Source organism: Collinsella aerofaciens (assembly GCF_028209625.1).
Lineage (GTDB): Bacteria > Actinomycetota > Coriobacteriia > Coriobacteriales > Coriobacteriaceae > Collinsella > Collinsella aerofaciens_AM.
Genome location: NZ_JAQLDU010000010.1, coordinates 24,351 through 46,506, shown reverse-complemented (window position 1 = coordinate 46,506; position 22,156 = coordinate 24,351). Strand labels below are relative to the sequence as shown.

Annotated in this window: 12 protein-coding genes; 7 read left to right on the top strand and 5 right to left on the bottom strand. The window is 63.5% G+C overall.

Annotation, left to right across the window (positions count from 1 at the left end):
- Window positions 1–200: 200 nt before the first annotated feature.
- The 6 genes from PMW70_RS06100 (at window position 201) to PMW70_RS06075 (ending at window position 12,715) form a co-directional block, all read left to right on the top strand.
- Complete coding sequence (locus PMW70_RS06100) at window positions 201–1,082, top strand: SDR family NAD(P)-dependent oxidoreductase (RefSeq protein WP_117564356.1); 882 nt, start codon at window positions 201–203, stop codon at window positions 1,080–1,082.
- A gap of 66 nt (window positions 1,083–1,148) precedes the next feature.
- Entirely contained in the window at window positions 1,149–2,405 is a 1,257-nt protein-coding gene (locus PMW70_RS06095; protein ID WP_271744204.1) for an MFS transporter, read from the top strand.
- A 68-nt stretch (window positions 2,406–2,473) separates the two neighbouring features.
- Complete coding sequence (locus PMW70_RS06090) at window positions 2,474–3,514, top strand: Gfo/Idh/MocA family protein (protein WP_117637693.1); 1,041 nt, start codon at window positions 2,474–2,476, stop codon at window positions 3,512–3,514.
- A gap of 183 nt (window positions 3,515–3,697) precedes the next feature.
- Window positions 3,698–5,845: a Tex family protein gene (locus tag PMW70_RS06085; RefSeq protein WP_271744201.1), complete on the top strand. Its 2,148-nt coding sequence runs from the start codon at window positions 3,698–3,700 to the stop codon at window positions 5,843–5,845.
- Window positions 5,846–6,242: 397 nt separating this feature from the next.
- Window positions 6,243–7,064, top strand: coding sequence for a LytTR family transcriptional regulator DNA-binding domain-containing protein (locus PMW70_RS06080; RefSeq protein ID WP_271744199.1), 822 nt, complete (start codon window positions 6,243–6,245; stop codon window positions 7,062–7,064).
- Window positions 7,065–7,318: 254 nt separating this feature from the next.
- Window positions 7,319–12,715, top strand: a complete 5,397-nt coding sequence (locus tag PMW70_RS06075) for an MBG domain-containing protein (protein WP_271744197.1) — start codon at window positions 7,319–7,321, stop codon at window positions 12,713–12,715.
- Between the two features lie 333 nt (window positions 12,716–13,048).
- Here PMW70_RS06075 and PMW70_RS06070 read toward each other — a convergent pair whose 3' ends face one another.
- Complete coding sequence (locus PMW70_RS06070; RefSeq protein WP_271744195.1) at window positions 13,049–13,753, bottom strand: transaldolase; 705 nt, start codon at window positions 13,751–13,753, stop codon at window positions 13,049–13,051.
- A gap of 289 nt (window positions 13,754–14,042) precedes the next feature.
- Window positions 14,043–14,870, bottom strand: coding sequence for an HAD-IIB family hydrolase (locus PMW70_RS06065; protein WP_158566127.1), 828 nt, complete (start codon window positions 14,868–14,870; stop codon window positions 14,043–14,045).
- 75 nt (window positions 14,871–14,945) lie between these two features.
- On the opposite strand from PMW70_RS06065, the gene rlmKL reads away from it, so the two are divergent.
- A complete protein-coding gene (gene rlmKL, locus PMW70_RS06060) occupies window positions 14,946–17,510 on the top strand; it encodes a bifunctional 23S rRNA (guanine(2069)-N(7))-methyltransferase RlmK/23S rRNA (guanine(2445)-N(2))-methyltransferase RlmL (protein WP_271744193.1) in 2,565 nt (854 codons plus the stop codon).
- A gap of 94 nt (window positions 17,511–17,604) precedes the next feature.
- Here rlmKL and PMW70_RS06055 read toward each other — a convergent pair whose 3' ends face one another.
- The 3 genes from PMW70_RS06055 to PMW70_RS06045 form a co-directional block, all read right to left on the bottom strand.
- On the bottom strand, window positions 17,605–18,318 hold the full coding sequence (locus PMW70_RS06055; protein WP_233541304.1) for a response regulator: 714 nt from the start codon (window positions 18,316–18,318) through the stop codon (window positions 17,605–17,607).
- Between the two features lie 4 nt (window positions 18,319–18,322).
- Window positions 18,323–19,948, bottom strand: coding sequence for a sensor histidine kinase (locus tag PMW70_RS06050; protein WP_271744191.1), 1,626 nt, complete (start codon window positions 19,946–19,948; stop codon window positions 18,323–18,325).
- 103 nt (window positions 19,949–20,051) lie between these two features.
- Window positions 20,052–22,079, bottom strand: a complete 2,028-nt coding sequence (locus tag PMW70_RS06045; RefSeq protein WP_089573158.1) for a KUP/HAK/KT family potassium transporter — start codon at window positions 22,077–22,079, stop codon at window positions 20,052–20,054.
- Between the last annotated feature and the right edge of the window lie 77 nt (window positions 22,080–22,156).

Sequence of the window (22,156 nt, the reverse complement as noted above, 5' to 3'; positions counted from 1 at the left end):
GCGGCCGCAGGGGGTTGTTTTGGCAGGTCACACACTCAATTACGGACAAATCGTCTTGTGAGCTATAAACCAGAGGTTTACGCCATTCTAACAAATATGCAATTCACCTGCGCAAATGCAAAGCATACGATAACCAGCGAAAACCACGTGGGTCGGTTAATGGGAGCGACCCACCGGGAGGCATAAGAAGGGAAGTTCCTATGAGCAATTGGCTTAAGCTCGAGGGCGATGTTTGCGCTGTGACTGGAGCGCTCGGCGGCATGGGCGTCGAGATTTGCCGCGAGTTCGCCCGCAATGGCGCTAACGTCGTCCTGCTCGACCTGGACGAGGAGAAGGTCAAGGCCGCTGCCGCCGACCTCGCTGCCGAGTTTGGCATCCACGCCGAGGGCTACAAGATGAACGCCACCGACGAGGCCGAGGTTCAGGCCGCCGTCGACGCCACCATCGCCAACTTCGGCCGCGTCGACGTTCTCGTCAACACCGCCGGCATCCTGCGCTTCGCAGCCATGGAGGACCTGCCGCTCTCCGACTGGAACGAGGTCATCAACGTCAACCTCACCGGCTACTTCATCACCTCGCAGCGCTTTGGTCGCGAGATGATCAAGGCCGGCCAGGGCCGCCTGGTTCACATCTCCACCGTCGCCAGTCACTCCCCCGAAACGTTCTCGGGCGTGTACAGCTCCACCAAGGCGGGCGTCAACATGATGTCCAAGATGCTGGCTGCCGAGTGGGGTCCCTACGGCGTGCGCTCCAACTGCGTCGAGCCCTGCTTCGTCAAGACCCCCATGTCGGCAAGCTTTTACGCCGATCCCGAGGTCGAGAAGAGCCGCAGCCGCCTCATCGCCACGCGTCGCATCGGCGAGGTCAGCGATATCGCCAACGCCGTCATGTTCCTGGCGTCCACGCGCTCAGACTTTACCACCGGCGACGCCATCAAGGTCGACGGCGGCTTCTCCAATATGATGGGCGACCTCACCGCCAAGCCCGGCGGCCGCCGCGCCTTTGCCGACAACTACCTCAAGAACAAGGGTGTCGAGCTTTGGTCCGACGAGTCCGGCGTCGCAAAGCCGACTGACCAGTAAACCAACCTGACAGGGAGGCACCGCGGACACGCCCGCTCCTCCCCCGTATCGATTAGAAAGAGTCCCATGGCTTCCACCAACTCCAACAAGGGTCGCGCCGTCGTGCTTTCCGCCGCGTGCGTCACCATGTTCTTCATCAGCTCCATCGCGCTGTACTCCGTCGTGTCCAAGAACCTGCTCGCCGTCTACCCCGAGTGGTCCAGCGCACTTACCTGGGCTTTCCCGGTCTTCCAGACCATCATGGCCGTGACGGGCATCTTCGCCGGCCGCATCTCCGATAAGATCGGCCCGCGCAACGTCGTGATCGCTGCCGCCGTGTGCTACGGCGTGGGCTGGTTCATGTCCGGCACCGTCACCGAGCCGTGGCAGTTCTACCTGTGGTTCTCGCTCGTCGCCGCCATCGGCAACGGCCTGGGCTACAACCCCGCGCTCACCACCGGCCAAAAGTGGTTCATCGACAAAAAGGGCCTCGCCTCCGGCATCACCCTGGCCGCTTCGACCGCCGGCCCCGCTGTGCTGTCCCCGGTGCTCGCCTCGCTGCTCATCCCGAGTCTGGGCATCTTTGGCGCCCTCAAGGCACTCGGCGTCATCTTCTTTGTGACGATCGCCGCCTCCGCCCTGTTCCTGAAGGCCCCCGAGGCCGGTTGGCTGCCCGAGGGCTTCGAGGCCCCCAAGGGCGGCGCGCACGCCGGTACCTTCGGCGACCTCACCCCGGGCGAGATGGTCAAAACCCCGCGCTTCTGGGTCCTCATCGCCACCTTCGCCTTCGCCGCCACCGCGGGCACCCTGCTTGTGGGCAAGGTTGCCTCCATCGCCGCCGTCCAGCTCTTCGCCGACCCCACGAGTGCCGCAGCCGTCGCCCTCGGCGGCGTGGTCGTCTCCGTCAACACCTGCGCCAACCTGGTCGGTCGCCTTTCCTTTGGCCAGATCATCGACAAGATCGGTGCCTACAAGTCGCTGCTCATCAGCCTTGTCGTGACCATCGTCGCGCTCGTCATCATGTCGATGAGCTTTACGCAGAGCATGTTCTTTGTGGCGCTCGCCCTGCTCGGCTTTAGCTTTGGTGCTCTGCTTGTCATCTACCCGCCGCTCACCGGTGGCGCCTTTGGCACCAGCAACATCGGTGTCAACTACGGCATCATGTTCTTGGGCTACGCCGCCTCTACCTGGATCAGCCAGCCCATCACCGCCGTGCTGTATCACGCCGAAGCCGGCAGCGCCGCCTACCAGCAGTCCTTCTATGGCGCCATTGTGATTGCCGCCATCGCCGTCGTGCTCACCGTCTACATGATGGTCTCCGACAGCAAGAAGAAGTCCGCCTAGTTTTGCTTGACGCGGCAAGGGCCGTCCTCTTGCCGCATTCCACCGGTCACCAGTATTAAGGAGTCGAAATGTCTGAGCTCAACCCCGTCCGCATTGCCGTTATCGGCGCCGGCGCCATGGGCCGCAACCACATCCGCTTTGTCACCGAGGAGCCCGAGGCCGAGCTCGTCGCCATCGCCGACGCCTTTGAGGGCGCCCGCGCCACGGCCGAGGCCGCCGGCGTGCCGTTCTTCACCGATCCCGCCCAGATGATGGACGAGGTCAAGCCCGAGGCCGTCATCATCGCCACCCCCAACGACCTGCACCTGGGCGTTGCCCGCGAGGCCATCAAGCGCAACATCGTGCCGCTGGTCGAAAAGCCGATCTCCAACGATCTCGAGGATGCCCAGGCCTTCGCCGCCGAGGCCGAGACCGCCGGTGTGCCCGTGCTCGTGGGTCAGCACCGTCGCCACAACCCGTTTGTGAACAAGGCCAAGGAGATCATCGAGTCCGGCGAGCTGGGCAAGCTCACCGTGTCGAGCTTCCACTACATGATCTATAAGAATGACGAGTACTTCGATGTCGAGTGGCGCCGCAAGAAGGGTGCCGGCCCGATCCTGGTCAACCTGGTGCACGACGTCGACCTGCTCCGCTACCTGCTGGGCGAGCCCGTCGCCGTCCAGGGCATGCAGTCCAGCGCCGCCCGCGGTTTTGAAACCGAGGATTCCGCCGTGGTCAACGTTCGCTTTGCCGATGGCGCGCTTGCGAGCATGACCATCTCCGACGCCACCGCCAGCCCCTGGAACTGGGAGGCAACCGCTCGCGAGGACCCGCAGTACCGCCCCTTCGACGCCGACGCTTACTTTATCGGCGGCACTAAGGGTGCCCTGTCGCTGCCCCGCCTGCACCAGTTCTCCTACGACGGCGCCTCCAACTGGCACAAGCCGCTGCAGATGGAGATCCCGGCCGTCGACCCGGCACTTCCGCACAAGATGCAGCTCAAGCACTTTGTGAAGGTTGTCCGCCGCGAGGTCGAGCCCGTCGTGACGCCGGCCGACAACGTCAAGACGCTCACACTTCTCAACGCCGTCAAGGAGGCCGCCGAGACCGGCCAGCTCGTCGAGCTGTAATGCCTTAAGAGCGGCCGCGGCAGAAACCCCATGCCGAGTCCCTCGGTCCGTCACAAATAAGCCCCTCTTCTTTGCCCCGCGAGCAGCCTCCTGCCCGCGGGGCTTTCTTTGCAGCCGCGGCGCGGGCGGGTGGTAGACTGGGTGGCTCATGCACCTGTAACGTACTCACAGACAGGAAGTTCCATGGATCTTATCGCCCAGCTCGCCCGCGAGCTCAACCTTAAGGCCGCCAACGTCGAGGCAGCCGTCAAGCTCATCGACGAGGGCAACACCATCCCCTTTATCTCGCGCTACCGCAAGGAAGCAACGGGCGGCATGGACGACGTTGCCCTGCGCGCGCTCGACGAGCGCCTGTCCTACCTGCGCAATCTTGAACAGCGTAAAGAGGACGTCATCCTGCTCATCGACGCCCAGGGCAAACTCACGCCCGAGCTCGAGCAGCAGATTCGCGAGGCCACACAGCTCCAGCGCGTCGAAGACCTCTACAAGCCCTACCGTAAAAAGCGCATGACCCGCGCGCAGAAGGCCCGCGAGGCAGGTCTGGAGCCGCTTGCCAACATGGTCATCATGCAGGCCTCGGCCAAGGGCAGCGCGCTCGACGCCGCCGCGGCATACGTCAACGAGGAGGCCGGCTTCGACACGCCCGAGAAGGCGCTCGCTGGCGCCGCTGACATCGTGGCCGAGACGGTAGCCGAGGACCCCGAGAACGTCGCCGAACTGCGCGCCTTTACGCAAAACACCGCCGACATCGTCGTCGAGGCAACCGACCCCGCCGAGAAGACCCCCTACGAGCCCTACTACAACTTTGACGAGCCGCTGCGCCGTATTCCCAACCACCGCGTGCTGGCTATCGACCGCGGTGAGCGCGAGGGCAAACTCCGCGTGCGCGTGAACGTCGACGGCGCTGCCGCCACGGCGCGCCTCGGCAGCCGCTGGCCCCGTCGCCAGGGCGTGTTCGCGCCCGTCTTTGACGCCGCTATCGCCGACGGTTACAAGCGTCTCATGGCCCCCTCGCTGGAGCGCGAGGCCCGCGCCAAACTCACCGTCCGCGCTCAGACCGAGGCCATCAACGTCTTTGCCAAGAATCTCGAGGGCCTGCTCTCGGCACGCCCCGTGCACGGTGCCCGCGTGCTCGCGCTCGACCCGGGCTACCGCACCGGCTGCAAGGTCGCCGTCATGGACGAGACCGGCAAGCTGCTCGACCACGGCGTGGTCTACCCCACCAAGCCGCGCCACGACGTCGCTGGCACCAAGCGCGAGCTCGCCCGCCTCGTCAAAAAGGACGGCGTCAACACTATCGTCATCGGCAACGGCACCGCCAGCCGCGAGACCGAGGAAGTCGTCTCGGAGTTTATTGCCGAGCAGGCGCCCAGCCTTCGCTACACCATCGTTAACGAGGCCGGCGCGTCGGTGTACTCCGCCTCCGAGCTCGCGAGCCAGGAGTATCCCGATCTGGACGTCACCGTGCGTGGTGCCATGAGCCTGGGTCGCCGCCTGCAGGACCCGCTGGCAGAGCTCGTTAAGATTCCGCCCCAATCCATCGGTGTGGGCCAGTACCAGCACGACCTTGACCAGGCCGAGCTTTCGCGCACCCTGGGCCACGTGGTGGAGGACGTCGTCAACCGCGTGGGCGTCGACGTAAACACCGCGAGCGCGAGCCTTCTGGGATACGTATCGGGCATCACGCCGAGCGTGGCCAAGAACATCGTGGCGTACCGCGAGGAAAACGGCGCCTTTACCGATCGCCGCCAGCTCAAGAAGGTCCCCAAGCTGGGACCCAAGGCATATCTCAACGCCGCGGGCTTCCTGCGCATCAGCGGCGGCAAGAACCCGCTCGACGCGACAAGCGTCCACCCCGAGAGCTACGAGGTGGCCACGTCCGTCCTGGAGCGCGCCGGCGTTAAAGCAAGCGAGCTCAGCCGCGGCGGCGTGCCCGACATCGAGCGCCGTCTGGGCAGCATCTCGACGCTGGCAAGCGACCTGGACTGTGGCACCCTCACGCTCATCGACATCGTCAACGAGCTCAAGAAGCCCGGTCGCGACCCGCGCGACGACGCGCCCGAGGTGGTCTTTAGCCGCTCAGCGCTTTCCATCGACGACCTGGAACCCGGCATGGAGCTCAAGGGCACGGTGCGCAACGTCGTCGACTTTGGCGCCTTCGTCGACGTGGGCGTGCACCAAGACGGCCTCGTGCACATCTCCAAGCTGGCCGACCGCTTCGTCAAGCACCCGAGCGACGTGGTGCGTGTCGGCGACACGGTCAAGGTGTGGGTCGAGAAGGTCGATCGCGACCGCAAGAAGATTTCGCTCACCATGGTGCCGGGCAAATAACCGCCAAAGCAAAGGTACCCCCTCCGGCGACGTGCAAAAAGGCGAGTTTTCAGCATCTCCCGGCGGCTCCGAGACGTCTCTGAGAGGCATAAAAGCAAAAACGGCCCCCGTTTTGGCGTTTTCAGAGCCAAAACGGGGGCCGTTCCGTGCCAAAGGGGCGATCACGCCCAATGACAGACCCCCTTCTTTGCTGAAAAGTCGCGATTTTGCACGTCGCCGGAGGGGGTACCTTTGCTTACGGCAGGATATGGAAGCCCAGAGCGGCGATATCCCCAGGGGCGTCGGCGCTGTCAACGACCAAGGCAACGCACGTCATCGACTCGAACGGAATAATCCGAAAAGAACCCTTGTGCCCGCCTACAATCAAAGAAAGGGCACGCCACGTCGCGGAGGGTCTATGTACGCCAGCAAACTCGTCACCATCACATCGGGCAAAAAAGAATACGTGCTCGATGCCACGCGCATCCTGTACGTCCAGATGAAGCGCAACGATGCGTTTATCCATATGTCCGACGGGGAGCTCTACGACATACGCGTCACGCTACGGGAGCTGCGCGAAATCTTAGGCAGCGGCTTTTTGCTCGCGCATCGCAGCTGCCTGGTTTCGGCGCGCGCCATCCATGGCATCACCGATACCATCAACCTCATCAACGGCGAGAAACTTGAATATACCGTGCGACGCAAGCGCCAACTCCGCGAAGAGCTACAAGTCTGGCGCGCGTCGTTCATAAAAGATCACGAGCAGCGAAATGCCCCCGCCACACCCGAGGGCTATCGCGCCCACTACGCAAGCTTCGATAACATGCCCTTTGCCTTTACCGATATCGAAATGGTTCTCGACGGGCAACGCCAGGCGGTAGACTGGGTGTTTCGATACGGCAACGACGCCCTTGCGCGACTCGAGAAGGTGCCACTCGACCAGCTTATCGGTCACTCATTTGGCAGCATCTTTCCCAACATGGACGGCAAGTGGCTCCGTTGCTACGAACGAGCGGCGTTTTTGGGCGAGACGCTCGAGCTCATCGATTACAGCCCCGAGATCGACACATACCTTAAGGTCGTCTGTTTTCCGACGTTTACAGGCCATTGCGGCTGCATCCTGTTTGACATCAAAAACATCAACTACGCACGCAGCAGCCCCGACGCCGACCGCGCCCTTGCGCTGTATTTTGGATACGAGGAAGCGACCGACCGCTCGTCATTGCCCCACGTTAATTAAATAGAAATACTCTCCTGACTATTTGGGACGAAACGACATAAGACGGGACGAACTTTTCTTTTCGCAGACACAAAATCACTGATAATAAAACAATCTATGGTTTTGTACTTGATGATGGATGACGTGCAAAAAGCACCAGCACCATCAAGCGCTGCCCCGGTTGACCGCACAAACGGCGCCGGGGCAATTTGTGATAAAGGAGCTGTTCTATGAAACGCTTACCGGTCACCCAAAGGCATCGAAGATCACGGGCGATGCTGTCCCTTACGCTCTGCTCCGTCGCGGCGCTCTCGGCAACGCTCTTTGCGGGCACGCCGTCAACAAATGCCTATGCGGGCGAAACGGTGTCCCACGACCTTTACGCCAAAACGCAGCTCACACTCTCGCTCGACGTCGACAACAAGTACTACGACGGCGAAGAGCTTAAACCCAAATACGAAGCAATCGACCCCACGACGAAAAAGACCGTGACGGTCGAGGACGCAAGCCTGTCCTATGTTAAGGTTGCCGACGCCGACGGCAAGAGCGTCGAGCCCGAAAAACCGCTCGATGGAGCGCCTAAGGACGCTGGCACGTACCGCGTGACGTACACTGTGACCGACACCGACAACTACCTGGGCGGAAGCGTCTCGCAGGACGTGCGTATCTACCGTGCTCTCCCCAACCCTGAATCGCCCGCGCTTGAGCCCATCAAGTTCCGCGAGGGCCTCAAGGCTTCCGAGGAGCCCTTCCCGGCACAGCCCGAGGATGGAACGTGGTCATGGACAAGGCGCGTCGCAAACCAGGAGATCAAAGACCCCGACGACAGCTCTAGTGACAACTCCAGTGACAACTCCAGTGACGACTCCAAGGACAGCCCCGATGTCGTCACCGCACTCGCCATGTTCACGCCCAAGGACACGAACAATTATGCCGTCGTGTACCGCTACCTCAAATTTGAAGTCTATAAGGATAAGCCCGCCGGACGCAAGCGGCTCAAGCTGAGCATCACGGCTGCGAACAAGACCTACGATGGCCAGCCCTATAGCGACTCCCTTGTCACAACGACGGCAGTCGATGCCGAGACCGGCGAGCCCGTCGAGGTTAAAGGCAGTTTCAAGTATTACCCGGTCAAGAAAAACAACGACAGGGATGACCCTTGGTGGAGCATCCCCAGCTCTGCCGGCGGCCACGAGGTGGTATGGAAAGTCGAGAGCACCGATGAATACCTAGGTGGCGAGGTCTCCACGCGCTTCCTGATCGAACAGGCCCCGGCGCCCACCATCAGCGTGAACGACGCCACCGGCACCTGGCGCGGCAGCGAGCCCAAATACACCTACACCGTCTCCGGTCTGGTTCCTGCCGACGAGGGCAAGGACGTCCTCGCCGAGGGCACCAAGGCCGAGCTCGACTGGGGCGTCACGGGCGACAAGGGCTACAAGGACCTCGATGCCGGCGTCTACGTGTCCGCCATCACCGTCAAGAACCCGCAGCTCATTAAGAACGCAAGCGGCTACTGCTCCAACTATAAGGACGGCATCTTCGTCAAAGCGGGCACGCTCACCGTTGCCCCGGTGACGCCCACGACCACCGTGACCGCCAAGAACAAGACCTATGACGGGGCGCCCGCCGAGGTCACCTGCTCGGTCACAGACCCGACCTCCGGGGAGAAGCTCGACAGCGCCTACAGCCTCACCTATTACCGCAAGAAGGACGGTAAGCTCGCACAGCTCGACGGGGCGCCCGTCGATGCCGGCAGCTACACGGTCGTCATGAACGTGCCCGCCCGGACCAACTACAGCGCATGCGAGGCCCGCCGCGAATTCACCATCGCCAAGGCCGCGGCGCCCACCATCACCGTGAAGGACGCCAGCGGCACCTGGCGCGGCAGCGAGCCCAAATACGCCTATACCGTCTCCGGCCTGGTCGACGCCGATAAGGACAAGGACGTCCTCGCCGAGGGCACCAAGGCAGAGCTCGACCAGCACATCACCGACGACAAGGGCTACAAGGATCTCGATGCCGGCGTCTACACGTCCGCCATCACCGTCAAGAACCCGCAGCTCAACAAGGATGCAGGTAGCAACTACGAGAACGGCATCACCGTCAAGGCGGGCACGCTCACCATCGCGCCCGTGACGCCCACGGCCACCGTGACCGCCAAGAACAAGACCTATGACGGGGCGCCCGCCGAGGTAACCTGCTCGGTCACCGACCCGATCACCGGGGAGAAGCTCGACAGCGCCTACAGCCTCACCTATTACCGCAAGAAGGACGGTAAGCTCGCACAGCTCGACGGGGCGCCCGTCGATGCCGGCAGCTACACGGTCGTCATGAACGTGCCCGCCCGGACCAACTACAGCGCCTGCGAGGCCCGCCGCGACTTCACCATCGCCAAGGCCGCGGCGCCCACCATCACCGTAAAGGACGCGAGCGTTGTCTTCGGCGAGCCCGAGCCCGCCTACTCGTTTAAGGTGAACGGCCTTGTCGGCGGGGACAAAGCCGAGGACGTTATCGCGCAGGGCACGACCGCCGCGCTCGATTCCAAGCTCGACTACGGCGCGCTCGACGCTGGTGAGCACAAGGATGCCATCACCGTCGCAAACCCGCAGCTGAGCGAGAAGGGCGCCGTCAACTACAAGTCCAACATCAAGGTGGTGCCCGGCACGCTGACCATCGAGCCCGCCAACGTCACGGGTGCCATCGCGGTCGAGGACAAGACCTACGACGGCAAGCCCGTTGAGCCCGCGGTGGAGATCGCCAACGCCGCCGGCAAGAAGGTCGACGCCAGCCACGAGGTCAACTACTACCTGCTCGACGGCAAGGAGCGCACCGAGGACCTGGGCGCCGCCGCGCCCAAGAACGCGGGCAGCTATGAGGCCGTGCTCCGCGTGACCGACACGGTCAACTACCGCGCCGACGAGGCCTCGTGCACGTTCACCATCTCCAAGGCCCCGGCACCGACCATCACCGCAAATGACGCCACCGGCACCTGGCGCGACGCCGAGCCCGCCTACACCTATACCGTCTCCGGCCTGGTTCCTGCCGATAAGGACAAGGACGTCCTCGCCAAGGGCACCAAGGCAGAGCTCGACCAGCACATCACCGACGACAAGGGCTACCAGGGTCTCGATACCGGCGTCTACGCGTCCGCCATCACCGTCAAGGACCCGCAGCTCAACAAGGACGCGGGCGCCAACTATGAGAACGCCATCACCGTAATCGCGGGCACGCTCACCGTCTCCCCGCTGACGCCCAAGGCCGCCGTGGACGCCGCGGGCAAGACCTATGACGGGACGCCCGTCGAGGTCACCTGCTCGGTCATCGACCCGACCTCCGGGGAGAAGCTCGACAGCTCCTACAGCCTCACCTACTACCGCAACAGCGACGGCGAGCCCGAGGCGCTCGACGGGGCGCCCGTCGACGCCGGCAGCTACACGGTCGTCATGAGCGTGCCCGCCCGGACCAACTACAGCGCCTGCGAGGCCCGCCGCGAATTCACCATCGCCAAGGCCGCGGCGCCCACCATCACCGTAAAGGACGCGAGCGTTGTCTTCGGCGAGCCCGAGCCCGCCTACTCGTTTAAGGTGAACGGCCTTGTCGGCGGGGACAAAGCCGAGGACGTTATCGCGCAGGGCACGACCGCCGCGCTCGATTCCAAGCTCGACTACGGCGCGCTCGACGCTGGTGAGCACAAGGATGCCATCACCGTCGCAAACCCGCAGCTGAGCGAGAAGGGCGCCGTCAACTACAAGTCCAACATCAAGGTGGTGCCCGGCACGCTGACCATCGAGCCCGCCAACGTCACGGGTGCCATCGCGGTCGAGGACAAGACCTACGACGGCAAGCCCGTTGAGCCCGCGGTGGAGATCGCCAACGCCGCCGGCAAGAAGGTCGACGCCAGCCACGAGGTCAACTACTACCTGCTCGACGGCAAGGAGCGCACCGAGGACCTGGGCGCCGCCGCGCCCAAGAACGCGGGCAGCTATGAGGCCGTGCTCCGCGTGACCGACACGGTCAACTACCGCGCCGACGAGGCCTCGTGCACGTTCACCATCTCCAAGGCCCCGGCACCGACCATCACCGCAAATGACGCCACCGGCACCTGGCGCGGCAGCGAGCCCAAATACGTCGTTACGGTCGAGGGACTCGCCGACGGCGAGACCGCCGATAGCGTCATCCAGTCGACTGCCGCCGCGCTCGACTTCCAGAAGATTTCCCAGGACACGGGAAGCGACGTGACGTCCTACGCTGACCTTGCTGTAGGCACATACGCAGACGCCATCACCGTCGCAAACGCGCAGCTAACGGATGCCGGCAAGGTCAATTACCAGAGCGGTATCACTGTGATCCCCGGCACGCTCACGGTCGAGATGACCCAGCTTACGCTCAAGCTCGACGTGGCATCCAAGACCTACGACGGCGCGCCCGTCACGGCCACTTGGTCGGTCGTTGACCCCGTAACGGGCAACGCGCTCAATGACCTCGGCACGCTCACCTACTACGAAATCGTCAACGGCGTACCCACCAAGCTCAAGGAGGCTCCCACCAACGCAGGCACCTACCTGGCCGAGCTTTCCGCCAATGTCCCGGCCAGCTACACCGCCGAACCCATCACGGCATCGTTCAGCATCTACCGGGCGACTCCCAACCCCGATACGCCCCAGCTCAACGACCTCGAGCTGCGCGACGGCCTGGCCTTTGCGGACGTGACCATTCCCAACGACCCCAATGGATCTTGGAGTTGGGCCGACGGCACGTGCGCCATCACGGAAGCCGGCACCGAGAGCGGCCTTGCCGTCTACACGCCTGTCGACACGCAGAACTTCTCCCGCACGACATGCGTGCTCAGCTTCAACGTTGTCGACGGCACCGAGCCTAGCCCTGAGCCCACGCCCGGAAAGCCCAAGCCCACGCTGACCATCGAGGTAACGTCCAAGGTCTACGACGGCGCGCCGGCGAGCATCACGACCGAAGTCCACGATAGCGCCACGAGCACGACCGAGGTCCGCAATAGCGTCACGCGCGCGGCCCTGACCGCAGACGGTACCCTTACCTATTTCGAGGTCACGGACGACAACTTCACCAAGCTGGACGCGGCCCCCGTCAACGCCGGCCACTACGCCGTGCTCTTCGAGGTCGCCGAGACTGACGAGTACGCCGCCAGCAGCGTCACCACCATCTTTGACATCTACCGCGCCGTCCCCGAGCCCCAGGCGACACCGCACCCCGACCCGACGCACCCCGACCCGGCACTCCCCGACCTGCCGCTCACCAGCGCCCTCAAGCTCGGTGACCTGCAGCTCCCGGCAGACGATGAGGGCACCTGGGCATGGGTTGCCCCCGAAACCGCACTCACGGCAACGGGTACTTGCCGCTTCTTGGCGTGCTACACGCCCAACGACGCGCGCAACTACGCAAGCGTTTTTGGATGGTGGACATTCAACGTCGTTGATGCCGCAGAACCGGACCCCGAGCCCACTCCGAGCCCGACGCCGAATCCTACAGATCCCGGCAACACTAAGACCACCAAGACCGTTACGACCACGACGAGCACCACATCCAAGATCCCCAACACGGGTGACCGCACGCTCGCCATCGTCGCGAGCTTGGGAATCGCCGGGGGCATCATCGTTGCAGCCGCGTTGATGTTCATCAAGCGTCGCGCATAGCGCAGCGCAAACACCCTAGAGGGCGCCACGGCCACACAGCCGTGGCGCCCTCTTTTTTGCGCGCAACGCAAAACGGCCCCGCCAAAAACGCACGGCGGGGCCGCGAAGCAAAGGTACCCCCTCCGGCGACGTGCAAAAAGGCGAGTTTTCAGCATTTCCCAGTGGCTCCGAGGCGTCTCAGGGGCTCCTCAGAGAGCCATAAAGCAAAAACGGCCCCCGTTTTGGCGTTTTCAGAGCCAAAACGGGGGCCGTTCCGTGCCGCAGGGGCGATAACGAGGCCCCTCTTTGCTGAAAAGTCGCATTTTTGCACGTCGCCGGAGGGGGTACCTTTGCTTACGGCAGGATATGGAAGCCCAGGGCGGCGATATCCTTGGCAAAACCGCGCACGGTATCGAGCGAGACCTCGTACGGATCGCGACCGATGTTCTTGCGCTTGGCCAGGATGCTGTTGGGCACCGTGATGATCTGACAGCCGCAGGCCTGCGCCTGGTAAATGTTGATAAGCTCGCGCGTGGACGCCCACAGGACCTCGCAGTTGGGCTTGGCGGCGGCCTTCTTGACCGACTCCGTCATAAACGGAATGGGATCGACACCCGTGTCGGCGATACGGCCGGCAAAGAGCGAGATGATGGACGGCGTCTCGGCGTCGACAGCGTCGACCATCTCGTCGACCTGCGCAGGCGTAAAGATGGTGGTGACGTTGACCTTAATGCCGTCGGCGGAAAGCTTGCGCACCAACTCGGCCGTGGACTCGCCCTTGGTGGTCACGCACGGAATCTTGACATAGACGTTCTCGGCCCAGGTAGCGATCTCGCGGGCCTCGATCTCCATGGTCTCGACGTCGTCGGCAAAGACCTCAAACGACACGGACACATCGGTGATGTGGGCCAGAACCTCCTTGGCAAACGCACGGTAATCCGTCACGCCGCCCTTCTTCATAAGGGACGGGTTGGTCGTGAAACCCTGAACGTTGCCGTTCTCGTACATGTCGAGCATGCCCTCGAGGTTTGCACCGTCAGCGAACACCTTGATTGCCATCTGCCTGATTCCTTCCGTTTGCACAAGGCCGGTAAACTGCTAAACACTTTACCTATGTTTATCAAGGCGTGAGCTGCGGGTTTTTATCTTCTCGGCGAACGGTATAAACACCTCAGTGTTTGGATTGATAAATCGGTTGAGCATGCAAAAGTAGAAAGTCTCAGTTTGAGCAAACGTCAGCGAGCGTGTTCCAAGTGCCGCAGGTCGCCGTGAAAGAGGAGCGATGCGTACTTTGGTACGCGAGCGACGGCTTGAACGGCGAGATGCGGTGGCTGGGACGCGCGCAGCGCTAGATCAACCCAAAGTGGCGCATGGCCGTGACGGTGCCGTCGTGTGCGACATCGTCGGTCACGTAGTCGGCGACCGCCTTGACCTCGGGCATGGCGTTGCCCATGGCGACAGCCGTCTCGACGGCGGCAAGCATGCCCAGGTCGTTGCCCGAATCGCCAAAGCCAAAGGTGCGCTCGTTGCCCGTGCGGCCCAGATACTCCAGCGCACGTGCCACGCCCACGCCCTTGTCGATACCCTTGGGGCTCAGCTCGCGATTCTGGCCGCCGGTATTGCACAGCTCAAAGTTGCGATCGATAAAGCCGTCGTCGTTGGCCACGCGAGCCAAGCCGGGCGCGTTGAGGCACACCTTGCCCACACGCAGATGACCGTCGATGCGCATTTCTTCGGCGCTATGCACCACAGCGGTGCCGATCAAAGACGATTGTTCAACGCCCGCAGGCTCCAGCGCAAAGGTTGCCTCGTTGGCCTCGAAAAAGGCCTCGAACCCTGCCGCAACAATGCGACGCGCAAGCTCCTCGACAATGCCCCCGTCAATGCAATCCTCGTGCACCACACGCCCCTCGACCTCGAGCGTGGCGCCCGCCATGGCCACGACACCCGCAGGGTCGAGCGCGCGCAGGCTGTCCGCAATCAGCCACAAGGGACGACCCGTGCAGATAAACGCCTTGTGCCCCGCATCGCGCAGGCGATGAAACGCCTCGATGACCGCCTGCGAGGGACGCACCGCCGAGAAGTCCTTATCGGTCATGCTGTCGGGATCGAACGACGTCAGCGTGCCGTCCACGTCAAAAAAGAGCACGGCGGAATCGGGGCACGCATCAATCATATGGGTTCCTTTCGAGGGCGATGGCAAACGAAGCATCCATCATATAATGGAGCGACGCAACCAGAGAGGTCACCCATGGAATTTTATGCAAGCTGCCCCGAGGGCTTTGAGCCCGCACTCGCCGACGAGCTTAAACGGCTCGGGCTTTCGCATGTACGCCGCCTTAAGGGCCGCGCCACGTTTGAGGGCGAGCTTGAGCAAGGCCTTCGCGCGTGCCTGTGGTCGCGCCTGGCCAGCCGCGTGTTTGTGGTACTCGGGCGCTTTGAGGCGCAAGACGCCGACGAGCTGTACGACGGCGTTTACGACATTGCCTGGGAAAACATCGTCCGCCCCGGCGCCACGATTGCCATCACCGCCCGCGGCGTGACCGAGCAGCTGCGCAACACGCGCTTCTCGGCCCTGCGCGCCAAGGATGCACTGTGCGACCGCCTGGCCGAGACCACGGGCCGTCGCGCCGATGTCGATGCCGCCGATCCCGATGTCCACCTGCTGCTCTCGCTGCGCCAGCGCCGGGCGAGCATAAGCCTGGACCTTTCGGGCGACCCGCTGTTCAAGCGCCTGCCGCCCGCCGCAACCCGCGCCGGCGAGGGCTCACACGTGCTGCGCCCCGACTACGCCGCCTTGGTGCTGGCGCAGGTCGGCTGGACTGCACTGTGCGAGCGCGAGCTAACGGCCGACGATTACGAGAACGAAGCCCTGCCCACGCTGGTCGACGCCTCGTGCGCCGGCGGCGGCCTGCTGCTAGAGGCCGTGAATATCCTAACCGACCGCGCTCCGGGCGCCGCCCGCGAGCACTGGGGCTTTGAGGGCTGGCAGCTGCACGACGCCGCCCTGTGGGAGCAGCTGCTCGCCGAGGCACGCGAGCGCGAGGCGGCAGCGCGCGAGCGCCAGGTGCGCATCGTGGCCGTGGACATCGACCCCGCCGCCCGCAAGACCGCTGAGCGCATGGTTAAGTGTGCCGGCTACAAGCGCTTTGTCGATTTTTGCGCCGCCAAGTCCGCCACCGTGCTGGACCATGCGGGTGCTGTCGCCGGCGTTGCCGTGGTCGCAGACACCACCGAGACGCCGCTTTCGCTTATGCATGACGCCATGACGCTGGTCGGCGAGCTGCGCCGCGCGCCCGAGCTTGCTTCGGCACCGGTCGCCGCGCTCACCCGCGACGGCCTGCTGGCCCGCGCGCTCCATGCCGAGCCCGCGCGCTCCATTGCCGTCATGCCCAACAACGAAGAGGCGACTATCGAGGTTTGGCCCTCGCTCGACCACGCCGCCGCAGCGTTTGAAGCTGCGACCAGCGCGGATGCCGAGGAGCAGACCGCGGTCGCCGACGACGTCATCGGCGACGAAGCCCCCGCCATGCCCGAGCCCGCTGCCACGCTCGACCTGGGCGACGGCAAGCCGCTGCCCGTGCTCATCCCCGAGTCCGAGCAGTTCGCCAACCGCCTGCGCAAGAACGCACGCCTGCGCCGCAAGTGGGCCAAGCGCGAGGGCGTGAGCTGCTACCGCGTCTACGATGCCGACCTGCCCGATTACTCCGCCGCCATCGACCTGTACGAGGGCTGCCCGCAGACACCGGGCCGTTGGCTCGTCATCGCCGAATACGCCGCACCCAAGACCATCGACCCGGCGCTGGCCCAGGCCCGCATGCTCGATATCTTGGCCATCGCGCCGCGCATCCTGGATGTTCCGGCCGAGCACGTGCACGCCAAGGCACGCATGCGTTCGCGCGGCGGCTCGCAGTACGGCAAGCAGGGCGCCGGCAAGGGCGGCTCGGGCGAGCGCGCCAACATCGCGCGCCGTCGCCTGCCGCTCATCGAGGAAGGCGGTCTTACCTTTGCCGTCAACTTTGACGACTACCTGGACGTGGGCATCTTCTTGGACCACCGCGTCACGCGCGATCTGGTGCGCGAGCACGGCAAGCAGGCACGCCGCTTCCTCAACCTGTTCGCCTACACCGGCACCGCTACCTGCTATGCGGCCGACGGCGGCGTCGAGGAAACCGTGACGGTCGACCTCTCCAACACCTACCTGGACTGGGCCGAGCGCAACATGCGCCAGAACGGCTTTGTGGGTCCGCAGCATCACTTTGTGCGCGACGACGTGCTCGCCTGGATTCGCGACCAGCGCCAGACGCGCAACCGCTGGGACCTGATTTTTGTCGATCCGCCCACGTTCTCGAACTCGTCCAAGATGGGCCGCCGCACCTGGGATGTCCAGCGCGACCATGTTGAGCTGTTGGCCGGCGTATCGCGCCTGCTCGCACAGGGCGGCCATGCCATCTTTAGCTGCAACCTGCGAGGCTTCCGCCCCGAGACACGCAAGCTCGCACGCGCGGGCGTGGTGCTGGAGGACATTACGGCGCAGACCATCCCCGAGGACTTCGCACGCAACCAGAAGGTGCACCATTGCTATATCGTGCGCCGCCTGCCCATCGAGGACGCCATGGCCGAGGTCGGCTTTAGCGCCGAGGAAATTGCCGAGCGAACCGAGGAGCTGCGCAACCCCGAGGCCCGCAAGCCCCGTGCGGCAGTACCCGCGCACGCGCAGGCCGGCAACGGCAAGTCCAACTTTGCCGGCAAACCCTCCCCCGCCGGCAAGCCCAAAAAGAAGAAGTTCTACGCCAGCAAGCCTAAGGGCAGATAACAAAGTTGCGGTGGAATACGGACTGTTTTGCCTGGAATTAGGCAAATTTAGACCGTATTTCACCGCAACTCATATTGGGATGGTGGTTGGCGATCTAGCCTTGGGTGACCAGGCGGTAGCCAATGCCTACATGGGTTTGGATGTAACGCGGATGCGCGGGGTCGGACTCGATCTTCTTACGCAACGTGCCCATAAAGACACGCAGGCTCGCCAGGTCGCTCTTGGTCGCCGTGCCCCAAATCTCGTGCAAGATAAACTGGTGCGTCAGCACCTTGTCGGCGTTGTGCGCCAGCAAGCACAAAAGCTTGTACTCAATCGGCGTCAGATGCAGCTCCTCGCCATCCATCGTGGCGATGCCGGCATCAAAATTGATATGCAGCTCACCGGTATCGAACGAGCCCTCGGAGGCAACGCCGCCCGTTTGCGCATACGAAAGGCGCCTGAGCGTCGTGCGAATGCGCGCGAGCAGCTCCTCGACCGAAAACGGCTTGGTCAGGTAGTCGTCGGCGCCGGCATCGAGCGCGCGGATCTTGTCCGCGTCCTCGCTGCGTGCCGAGACCACGATGATCGGCATGCCCGACCACGCGCGCACCGACTCCACCACCTTGACGCCGTCCATATCGGGCAGGCCCAGATCGAGCAGCACAATGCTCGGCGCCTGCGACGAGGCGGCGGCAATGGCGGCGTGGGCGGTCTCCACCGCCATATGGCGCAAGCCGTGTGCCTCGAGCGCGGCAACGATAAGGTTGCGGACGGCGGGATCGTCCTCAACGACCAAGATGAGCGGTTTTGCGGCAGAGTTCGGCACGGCGCTACTCCTTATCAAACGAAACATCGGCGGCGGGAAGCTCAATCGTAAAGACCGAACCGTGTGGATCCGCCGCGGCAACCTCTATGCTACCGCCATGTGCCAACATAATGGAGCGGCACAGGGATAGTCCCAAGCCCACACTGCGGCAGCTGTCGGCCAGGCCATGGTTGGCGGTGTAGAACGACTCAAAGATGCGCTCGCGGTCCTCGGGCGCAATGCCCGGGCCGTCGTCGGCGACCGAACACCTCACGCACCCGCCGTCGACGCTAATCGAAATCACGATATGCGAGCCCGCGGGCGTGTAGGTAATGGCGTTGTTCACCAGGTTTACCACCAGCTGCACCATCAGGCGCGCGTCGACGTTGACGAGCGCCGGCTCATCGCACGCCACCACCTTAAGGTCGTGCTCGCGCACGGCCGGGTTCACGTGGCGCAGCGCCTCCTCGACGATATCGTCCATGAGCTCGAGCGTGGTCGACAGGCGCATACCGCCACCCTCGAGCTTGGTGATGGCGAGCAGATTCTCGACAGTGGCGTTGAGCCATTGCGCGTCCGAGCGAATGGATAGGAGCATGCCGCGGCGCGTCTGGTCGTCGAGCACAGCCGTGCCGGTCGAGCCCTGGTCGAGCAACACGTCGGCATTACCCGAAATACTGGTAAGCGGCGTGCGCAGATCGTGCGAGATGGAGCGCAGCAAGTTGGCGCGCAGCTGCTCGTTTTTAGCAAGCACCGCCGCTTCCTCGCGGGCCTCCATGGCGCGGGCGCGATCGAGCGCCAGCTCGCCTTCGCTCACGATGGCATCGGCAAGCGTCCGCTCCTCGGGCGTCAGCGCATCGGGCTCGGCGACAATGGCGAACACCCCCACCACCGAGGCGGGATCACCCGCGCGCACCATGGTGTCGCCCGAGCGCACGGTCAGGTATATGCCGTAGAACGCCGAGGCGCCATAGGTGGCATCGAGCGGCGTTCCCACATAGGCGGACGCCGAGAGCCGCGGCGGCATCTGGGGCGCCAGCTGGTGTACCGGCGCGGCATCGCCCACGGCCGTGTACGTCGTGCGCGGCAGCAGGTCATCGTTATCGGCATCGGCGCTATACCACACGACCGGACAGTCCGAAAGACGCGCCAGCTGCGTTGCCATAGCGTGCACAATCTGTTGCTGATCGCCACACCGCTGCAGCATGCGGTTGGTCTCGAGCACCATCTGCGTGCGACGGTCGCTGGCGGCAGCCTGCGCCAAGGCGCGGCGCAGGGCCAGCGCGATCGAGCTCGATACGAGCGAGACCGCAAACATGATAAAGAACATGCCGGGATAGACGCGGTCGATAAACGACAGCGCGTAGCGCGGGTCGACAAACAAGAAGTTGTAGAGCGCCACGGCGGCAGCCGAGCTCAGCAGGCAGTACAGGCGGCTCCAGGTAAAGAAAGCGCACAGCTGCACGGCGAGCACATAGACGATCATGATGCTCGGCGCGAGCCCCGGATGGTCGAGCAGCGCGCCCACAATCGTCGCCGCGGCTAGCAGCCCCGCCGATACGCAGGCGTCATACAGAGGACTGCGACGCGTCAGCGTTGTACGCCGCCACCAAAAGTTCTCGGCAATATCGCCGTCCGCACGGACGTCCATCAGCGCCCCGCCCCTCTCTCAAAAACAAAAACCACCACAAAGGGGACAGGCACCTTTGTGGTGGTTTCCCCTTGTGGTGGTTCCAAGTGTATAGCCTTGCAGTCTACGGGCGCTCGTCGGGAGCCAGGCGCTGCATCTTGCTCACGGCCTTAAACTTGGTGAACAGCGGCACGTACTCAAAGCTCACGTTGGAGTTCTCCAGGCCGTACCAGCGCGCGGGGGTGCCGGCAGCGCGGCGGATGATGTACTTGAGCGTGATGGCCGTACGCTCGCTGGGCTCCACGTCGCTTTCGGGCGCCAGCAGCTTGCGGATCATGACGAACTTAAACGTACCGATGTTGCCCGGATCCTTGTAGACCGAGTAATCGTGCGTCTGCGCCGGCAGCTCGCCGCTGGCAGCCAGGTCCTGAACAACCTGGCGCAGGTAAGCATTGACGCGCTGGTTGATCTTATAGCCCAGGTACAGATGCACGCGGAATACGTAGTCGGTGCCGAACGTCTCGACCGAGTAGGCAAAGGTATGCGGCTCGTCCATGGTCTCGACGTTCACGAACCACCAGGCACGAGCGCGCTTGGGGTGCTTGTCCAAAATCGAGTAGACGATATCGCGGTCGATATAGTCGGTGTTGGTGTCCTTGGTCAGGTACACGATGTTGTCGCTCACGAGCTCGTAGCGATCGTCGTCGCGCAGGCGCTTGAGCTGCGGCAGATAGCTGCGCAGCGGCAGCAGCGTAAACTGGCGCTGCTCAACCGCCGTGCCGTTGTACCAGCACACCATGATGCCCATGATGAGCGCGGCCATAAGGATGGTGAAATAGCCGCCGTGGAAGAACTTGGTGAGCGAGCTCACAAAGAAGAAGCCCTCGAGCATAAGGAAGAAGGCGGCAAAGATCCACGGCGCGACCTTGAGATTGCGCTCCACGTGCAGATAGAAGAAGAGCAGCATTGTCGTGCACATCATGGTCAGGGTAATGGCCAGGCCGTACGCGGCCTCCATGTGCGCCGAGTTCTGGAACAGCAGCACCACGACGACGCAGCCCACGAGCATGACGTTGTTGACCATGGGGATGTAGAGCTGGCCCTTGGTCTCGGCAGGATAGAAGACCTGCATATGCGGCATGAGGTCCAGGCGGCTGGCCTCGGACACCAGCGAGAATGCGCCGGTGATGAGCGCCTGCGAGGCGATGATGGCCGCGACGGTGGAAAGGCCGACGGCAAAGGGGCGCAGACCCGGGGCGAGCATCTGGTAGAAGGGGTTGAGGTCGGCGATACCCATGAGCTCCGGGTTGCCGGCGTTGTTGATAAGCCACGCGCCCTGGCCCATGTAGGACAGCAGCAGGCAGCACTTAACGAACGGCCAGGTGGCATAGATGTTGCCGCGGCCCACATGGCCCATGTCGGAATAGAGCGCCTCGGCACCGGTGGTAGCGAGGAAGCAGCTGCCCAAAATCATGATGCCCGCATGGTTGTTGGGGCTCAGCAGAAAAGCGATGCCACGCAACGGGTTGAGGCACAGCAGCACCGCGGGATACTGGCAGACAAAGAACAGGCCCGTGCCGCCCAGGAACAAAAACCACAGCGTCATGATGGGGCCGAAGGCGTGACCGATCTTGGCCGTGCCGATGCGCTGCACCAAGAAGAGCGCGATGATGATGGCAAGCGTGATGGCGACGACACGACCCTGGTCGTCACCGAGCACGGCATGGACCGCCGGGATGGTGCGCAGGCCCTCGATGGCCGTGGTGACGGTAACGGCAGGCGTCAGGATGCCGTCGGCGAGGAGCGCCGCGCCGCCCAGCATGGCGGGGATGATGAGCCACTTGCCGCAGCGCTTGACCAGGCTGTACAGGGCAAAGATGCCGCCCTCGCCGTGGTTGTCGGCGCGCAGCGAGATCAGCACGTACTTGACGGTCGTCAGCAGCGTGACCGTCCACACGACAAGGGAGAGCGCGCCGAGCACGAACTCCTGCGTGACGCTTCCGATGCCGCCGTTGCCGGCAACGAGCGCCTTGGTTACATACATGGGGCTGGTGCCGATATCGCCATACACCACGCCCAGCGTGACGAGCATCGCCGAGATGCTCACAGGAATCGCAGCGTGCGAGGCTACTTCCTTTGCCTTTTGTTCCATAAGCCGGTTTCCTCCCAATTTTAACGTTCGACGGGATTATATGTAATCAGCCCATATTTTAATGGCACCGTTTTCCC